This is a genomic window from uncultured Oscillibacter sp. (assembly GCF_947654275.1).
Taxonomy (GTDB): domain Bacteria; phylum Bacillota; class Clostridia; order Oscillospirales; family Oscillospiraceae; genus Oscillibacter.
On record NZ_CANTJS010000089.1, the window covers coordinates 1 to 6,295 of the forward strand.

The 6,295-nt window shown below is 58.7% G+C and carries 5 protein-coding genes and 1 tRNA gene; 3 read left to right on the top strand and 3 right to left on the bottom strand.

Annotated features, from left to right (window positions below):
* Positions 1–1,438: 1,438 nt before the first annotated feature.
* A tRNA-Thr gene (locus Q0063_RS14065) sits at positions 1,439–1,514 on the bottom strand.
* A 462-nt stretch (positions 1,515–1,976) separates the two neighbouring features.
* Between Q0063_RS14065 and Q0063_RS14070 the strand changes: the two genes are divergently transcribed.
* Positions 1,977–2,531, top strand: coding sequence for a DNA-3-methyladenine glycosylase I (locus Q0063_RS14070; RefSeq protein ID WP_297872591.1), 555 nt, complete (start codon positions 1,977–1,979; stop codon positions 2,529–2,531).
* A 197-nt stretch (positions 2,532–2,728) separates the two neighbouring features.
* Positions 2,729–3,451, top strand: coding sequence for a peptidoglycan DD-metalloendopeptidase family protein (locus Q0063_RS14075; protein WP_297872592.1), 723 nt, complete (start codon positions 2,729–2,731; stop codon positions 3,449–3,451).
* Between the two features lie 132 nt (positions 3,452–3,583).
* Here the strand turns inward: Q0063_RS14075 and Q0063_RS14080 are convergent, their stop codons facing one another.
* Both Q0063_RS14080 and Q0063_RS14085 read right to left on the bottom strand, forming a co-directional pair.
* Positions 3,584–4,921: an MATE family efflux transporter gene (locus Q0063_RS14080; RefSeq protein WP_297872593.1), complete on the bottom strand. Its 1,338-nt coding sequence runs from the start codon at positions 4,919–4,921 to the stop codon at positions 3,584–3,586.
* Positions 4,922–4,927: 6 nt separating this feature from the next.
* Entirely contained in the window at positions 4,928–5,926 is a 999-nt protein-coding gene (locus Q0063_RS14085; protein WP_297872594.1) for a linear amide C-N hydrolase, read from the bottom strand.
* 127 nt (positions 5,927–6,053) lie between these two features.
* Between Q0063_RS14085 and Q0063_RS14090 the strand changes: the two genes are divergently transcribed.
* Positions 6,054–6,295 (top strand): MerR family transcriptional regulator (locus tag Q0063_RS14090; protein ID WP_297872595.1); only part of this gene is annotated, 242 nt, incomplete at its 3' end.

Below are 6,295 nucleotides of genomic sequence, written 5' to 3' on the forward strand. Positions count from 1 at the left end.
TGCTTGAGTTTGAAGACACCCTCTAGAGTCTGTTTGAAAACCGTCAAAACGCCGTTTCAGGGCATCCTTTTCCGTCAGGACTGCGTTGATTGGACTTGAAATCCATCAGGATTCCCGGGTCCAATCGCCTTGTCTGACGATTGGATAGCCGTTGGCGGCTCTGCCGCCTTACGGATATCACATGCCTATTGGGTAAACAATCTGTCCCCATCCGGCAGTTTTAAAACAGCCTCTAGCGGTCTATAAGATGAAAGTCAACCCCCTGCCGGACAACGACAGTCACGCCGGCCCGGTCAGGATCTACCACATGGACATTCTCCCATCAACTTCCACTCCCTGGAGCTCCGGGAGAGGAACGGTCAAACCGTCTCCGTGAACCTAGACGAGGTGACGCGCCTGGTCCGCTCGGGATGCCGCTGCTGCGCCGACATGACGTGCAGTTCGCAGATCTTCCCATCGGCGGAGCCCGAAGTGCCAACGGCTAAGACGTGGACAAGGGCTGGAACCAGATTATCGTCCGCCCTGAGAAGGGCCAGCAGCTTCTGGACCAGGCCCGGGAAGGGGGGTGCTATGGAGTTCAAGGACGCCATGGAGGGATGCCTTGAAAAACTCTAAAAAGCGTCTTTTGAAAAAACATGACGGTAAAGAACCTCTGGACGCTCTCCGGAATGCCAGAGGATTTGGGGTATCTGAATCCGATCCGGGAGATATTCAAGGACCGCTAAAGCAAGAGCCGGGGAACAATTCCCGGCTCTTGCTTTTTGTCAGGCCCAGTGGCATTCTAAACTCTCCCAGGCGCTTTCGGACAGCGCTTTTGGAAGACGCCGCTCATGTCGGCACAAATATCGCCGATTCTGGCGGTCTTAGTTCCCGTAGGCGGTTTCGGCCTTACCGGCATCAACAGCGATAGCTTCATCTGTTGGCTGGGCTCTTAGGGGCGCCAGCGGAAGGGACGGAGGTACTTGGATCTGTGTGACTTTGAGTCGCCGGAGCCCCGGTACACGGACGATTTTATCTCGGAGCCGTTACAAGACCACCTCTGCCGGCTCCCCTGGTAGAGCTCTAGGAAGGCGTGACCCCGACTCTTATCTTTAAGCGCCAGTCCAAGGACAAGCTCCTTTCCCAGATTGCGGGAACGACCATGGTCAACTACTCCCCGGTGTCTTCTGAGCTTCATGCATTGCGAACGATCTCATTTTAGACTCCCGGGAGGATCTCCTCGCCCTCATCGCGGACTTTTCTCCCATGTTTCATGGGGGAACTCACAGCATAAAAGAAGCCCGGGCATTCCGCTAACACGGAAACACCTGGGCTTTTTTATTTTAGTTAGGGTACTTTTATCCCATAAAATCCTCCTAAGATTTGATTTTGATGCAATTTTACTAGTAACAGACAAAACCTGCGTATAACTATCGTTAAACGCAGGTTTTGTCTACAATGGAGCTAGTGGGGTGACTCGAACACCTGACCTGCTGATTACGAATCAGCTGCTCTACCGACTGAGCTACACTAGCACATGATTCATTTTTACACGTTGCACCGCCTCATTAACAGCCGATGGCCCGCTGACAGCAAGCCTGCTGAGCCGCACTGCCGCATGAAAACATAGTCGCAGGGAAAGTCGGCTCTCTGAAGCGATTATTACTATACCACACTTTTTTCCCAGCGTCAACACCGTTTTTAGCGGACAGCAGGATTACGTCCCGCAAGGCGGCAGATCGTATCAAAGCGCCTGCGCGAAAGGAGCTTCCCATAAGCATGAAAATTCCTGAACGCCTGGCAGATGGACCGTCCCCTGCAAACCGTCTGTAGGGGACGGCCCGGCCGCCAATGCCGGCGATTGCCGTGGTCAAGCGCCGTTTACATGGTCAGGCCGGCGGTATCACATACTACATATAGTGCGTACGGCGCCGCGGGTCTTGCCCCCGGGGCCCGGTTCTGTTATGATACTTTTATAAAAAAGGGAGGAGACGCAGATGGAGAAACAACGCTGTCACTGGGCTGACCCGAACTCGGATTTATATCTTGCCTACCACGACCAGGAGTGGGGCGTGCCGGAGCACGATGACCGGCACTTATTTGAGATGCTGATTCTGGAGGGCTTCCAGGCTGGTCTGTCCTGGATTACCATTCTGAAAAAGCGGGAAGCGTTCCGCCGGGCCTTCGATGGCTTTGACCCCTCCATTGTGGCGGGATACGGCTCCGACAAGCTGGAGTCCCTGATGAGCAGCCCCGATATCGTGCGGAACCGCAGGAAGATTCAGGCGGCGGTTACCAACGCGGCTGTATTTCTGGAGATTCAGAAAGAATTCGGCTCCTTTGACTGCTATCTCTGGAGCTTTACTAAGGGACAGGTCATCTTGAACACAGACGGCCAGGTCCGCGCCAGCTCCGAGCTGTCCGACCGCATCTCCGCGGATCTGAAGCGCCGGGGGATGAAGTTCGTGGGGACGGTTATCATCTATTCCTTCCTTCAGGCGGTGGGCGTGGTCAACGACCACGAGACGGGATGCTGGCGCTATCCGCGCTAGGCGTCCGCCGGTCCCGGCGGGGCGGTTCTTCAGGGTGAAGGGTTTTTTCGGAAATCTTCACACTTATGCTATCTCTTTGCATAAAATATGGCAATTCCGTCCATACTTCCCTCAAACCTGAAATCAGCAGGCCCGCAAAGCCCTTTCGAGCGTTTTTTCCGGCTCTGCTGACTATATTGTGGGAGGGAATTTATCTGATGGACAACAAACTGAAAACCATTCTCAGCGGCGCCGGTTTCTATGCCCTGCTGGCGGTCTGTCTGCTGGCGGTGGGCGTGGGCGGCTGGTTCATGCTCTTCCGGCAGGGGGAGACCGTCCCCGGCGTCCCGGAACCCACGGTGGAAACCGGCGGGGGTGTGCCGGACCTCTATGTTCCGGCGGAAGAGACCGTGGAGCCGGAGATTCCGGAGGAAGCTACGGAAACCGCTGCGCCGGAGCCGGTGGAGGTGGAGATCGTGCCCACCATGCCGGAACTGCCTGTGGACCCCACCCCTGTGGCGGCGGTAGCCCCCCGGCTGGTGGTCTCTCCTCTGAACGGCGAGGTGCTGGCCGCCTTCTCCGTGGACGCGCTGGCCTATAACCCCACCCTGGAGGACTGGCGGATTCATGACGGTGTGGACATCGCCGCTCAGGCCGGCTCCACCGTGCTGGCCGCCAGCTCCGGCACGGTTTCTGCTGTGCTGGACGACCCCATGATGGGCACCACCGTGGTCATTGAGCACGACGGGGGCTATCAGACCACTTACTCCAATCTCCAGACCATCCCCACCGTGGAGGCAGGGGACGCCGTTTCCGCCGGCCAGATTATCGGCGCGGTGGGCGCTACGGCGGCAGCGGAAGCCGCTCAGAGCCCCCACCTTCATTTCTCCGTCAGCAAAAACGGGGAACTGATGGACCCGGATGAGTTCCTGGAGCGCTGAGACCGGACCCCTTCCGGCGGCGGACGCAGCAGAGGCGGGCTATTTCCTTTGAAATGGTCCGCCTCCGCGGTTTTCCGGGAAGGACAAGCCCGGGCTTACTGAGCTGCCCGCCGGAGTCCGGCTGGGCGTATTTCAGTATCCGTACCGCTTCCGGTATTTCAGCAGCAGCACCGCCGCCATCACCGTTCCCAGCAGCTCCGCCGCTGGCGTCGCCAGCCACACGCCGGTGACGCCCCCCAGCAGGACGGGCATAATTTGAATGCTGGCAACCGTGAACAGGAAGGACCGGGAGAAGGCCAGTACGGCGGACACCAAGCCGTTGGACAGGGCGGTGAACATGCCGCTGGCAAAGACGTTCAGCCCCACGAACAGCAGCGCGATGGAGCACAGGCGGTTTCCCGTCACAGCCAGTTCATAGACTGGACTATCGGGCCGGGTGAAGATGCCCACCAGGGGGACAGTCGCCAGAATGGAGACCACCGTACACAGGACGGAGGCCCCGACGATAAACCGGACGCTGAAGGATACCAGCTTCTTCAGTTTCTCATGGTTCTGCTCGCCGTGGTAGTAGGAAATCATGGGGGCCACCCCGTAAGAGTAGCCTATAAACAGGGCGCTGACAAACATCAGTACATACATAATGATGGTGATGGCCGCCACGCCGTCCTCCCCGATGTAGGTCAGCATCGCCATGTTGAACAGCAGGGTGGTGATGCCCGATACCAGGGAGGTTGCCAGTTCCGACATACCGTTGCTGGAGGCGTGGAACAGCACGCCTCCCCGGAAGACCGGCTTTTCAAAGTGGAGCAGATTGCTTTTCTTCCGAAACACCAGGAATCCCACCACGGCGGTGATGGAGTAGCCCAGGCCGGTGGCGATGGCCGCGCCCCGGATGCCTAAATCAAACAGGGAAATCAGGGCGTAGTCCAGAACGATGTTGGTCACGCCTCCCGCCACGGTGCAGATCAGGGACAGGGTGGATTTGTCGGCGGCAATCAGGTACAGGGAAAAATTATACATCAGCAGAATGGGGATGGTGAACAGCAGGTAATCGCTCAGGTAGGCATGGCAGTAACCGAACACCGCCGGGGACAGGCCCATGGTCCCCAGCAGACCATCCATAAAGGTATAGCCCAGCAGCATCATCACGGCGCCCACGACGGCGTTGGTGAGAATCAGCAGGGTAAAATCCTGCCGGGCCTCCTGTTCCTTGTGCTCTCCCATTTTCTTCATCACCACGGCGCTGCCTCCGGTGGCCAGCATCCCGGATACCGCCGTAATCAGGGCGATGGCCGGGGCGGTGAGGTTGATGGCGGACAGGGCCTCCGTGCCGATGAGGTTGGAGACAAACAGCCCGTCCACCATGGTGTAGAAGGTGTTGAACACCGTCATCACAATGGTGGGGAAGGCGAAGCGCAGGATGTTTCTGCCGGTGACAGGCAGGTGGTAAGAGTCCAGTTTCGTTTCCATGATGGTTTAATTCCTCCAGTCGATGTCCTGACCGTCTCCTAGGTCAAAATACTGTATTTCCCGTTCCGGTTCCGGAAGCCGGACGGCGGAAATACGCCGGTTCCAGGCGGGGGCGAAGTAGTACACGCCGCTCTCGGCGCACATGACGCTGGTGCAAAGGGTCTGCTCGTACACGTCATAGTCCGGGTCGGCCTTTGCCAGCCCCTCGGGGATGTCCACCGGGGCGAAGGCCTGGAACATCCGGGAGACCCCTTCCACTTCATCCTTTCCCGGGACGGCGAACTCCTTCATGAAGGCCAGCCGCACAAAGCGGGAAGGGGAGGAGTAATCCCCCGGCAGGCCGGAGCCGCCGCCGAGGCGCTCGCCAAACTCCCGAATCTCATGCCCTGCGACGCTCCGGGGCGCTTTGGGCAGGTTGGTGACCCCCACGAAGTTACGCAGGTTGGTCCGGTGCCACCGGTAGTCCGGGCTGTTGGCCAGCACGCCGACGGTGTTCCGGTGGATGGACAGGCTGCCCTCGTCCGGCTCGATGACGGCGGCCTCGCCTTTTTGGTCACTGAGGATATAGTGGGCGGGCAGGGGCTTGCCCTGGATGGGCTCGTCCACCAGGGTCAGGCGGGCCAGCTCCTCCACCGCCTCCTCCACCCCTGCGCACCGGCCCAGCAGCCACGCCAGCAGACGGCCGGGGTGGACTGCCGTAGTCCCCTTCTCCGGCCACTCCTGGTAAACCGCGTATCCCGGGTAGTGAAGCAGCGCCCCCATCAGGCCGGCGGAATTTACGCCGTCTACCAGAATGGGTTCCCCAAAGCCCAGCACCGCCATGCCGGTAAAGCCATACGCGCCGGGGATAGCCCCCTCCCCGTGAAGCGTCGGGGAACAGGGGTACCCCTGGGGAACGCTGAGAATACGGTTAGCCGCCAGATCGCCAAATTGGTCGTAGGTCCGGCCCAAAAGGTGAAGGCCGTTTTTCGTCTCCCAGGAAAAGCTGCTGCATCCAAAGTCCATATGAAAAACCTCCTGTTTTCTTTTATTGTTGTCCTGCGGGCTTGCAATTATTTCTGACAGGAGGTATCATAAACCGTGCGGCCGCCACGCAGTCAAGAGGTATTTTTCATTTTGGGGAGGAAACTTTATGGAGCGGAAAACAGGCTGGCTGACGGCCGGGGCCTTCGCCGCCCTGTGCGGCACTACGAAGGAAACCCTGCGGCATTACAAGGACGTCGGCCTGCTGGTTCCCCGCCGCCAGGGGGACAACGGCTATTTCTACTATGATGCAGAGCAGTTCTACGATTTTTACGCCATTTCCATCTTCCGCCAGACCGGCACGCCCCTGAAAGAAATCCGCCGCTGCCTGCGGGGGCAGGACGCCGCCGA

What these genes read in the sequence shown, in the direction of transcription:
- Q0063_RS14070 (WP_297872591.1), top strand. Translation starts at nt 1,977, where the DNA reads ATGGAGAAACAACGCTGTCACTGGGCTGACCCGAACTCGGATTTATAT.
- Q0063_RS14075 (WP_297872592.1), top strand. Translation starts at nt 2,729, where the DNA reads ATGGACAACAAACTGAAAACCATTCTCAGCGGCGCCGGTTTCTATGCC.
- Q0063_RS14080 (WP_297872593.1), bottom strand. Translation starts at nt 4,921, where the DNA reads ATGGAAACGAAACTGGACTCTTACCACCTGCCTGTCACCGGCAGAAAC.
- Q0063_RS14085 (WP_297872594.1), bottom strand. Translation starts at nt 5,926, where the DNA reads ATGGACTTTGGATGCAGCAGCTTTTCCTGGGAGACGAAAAACGGCCTT.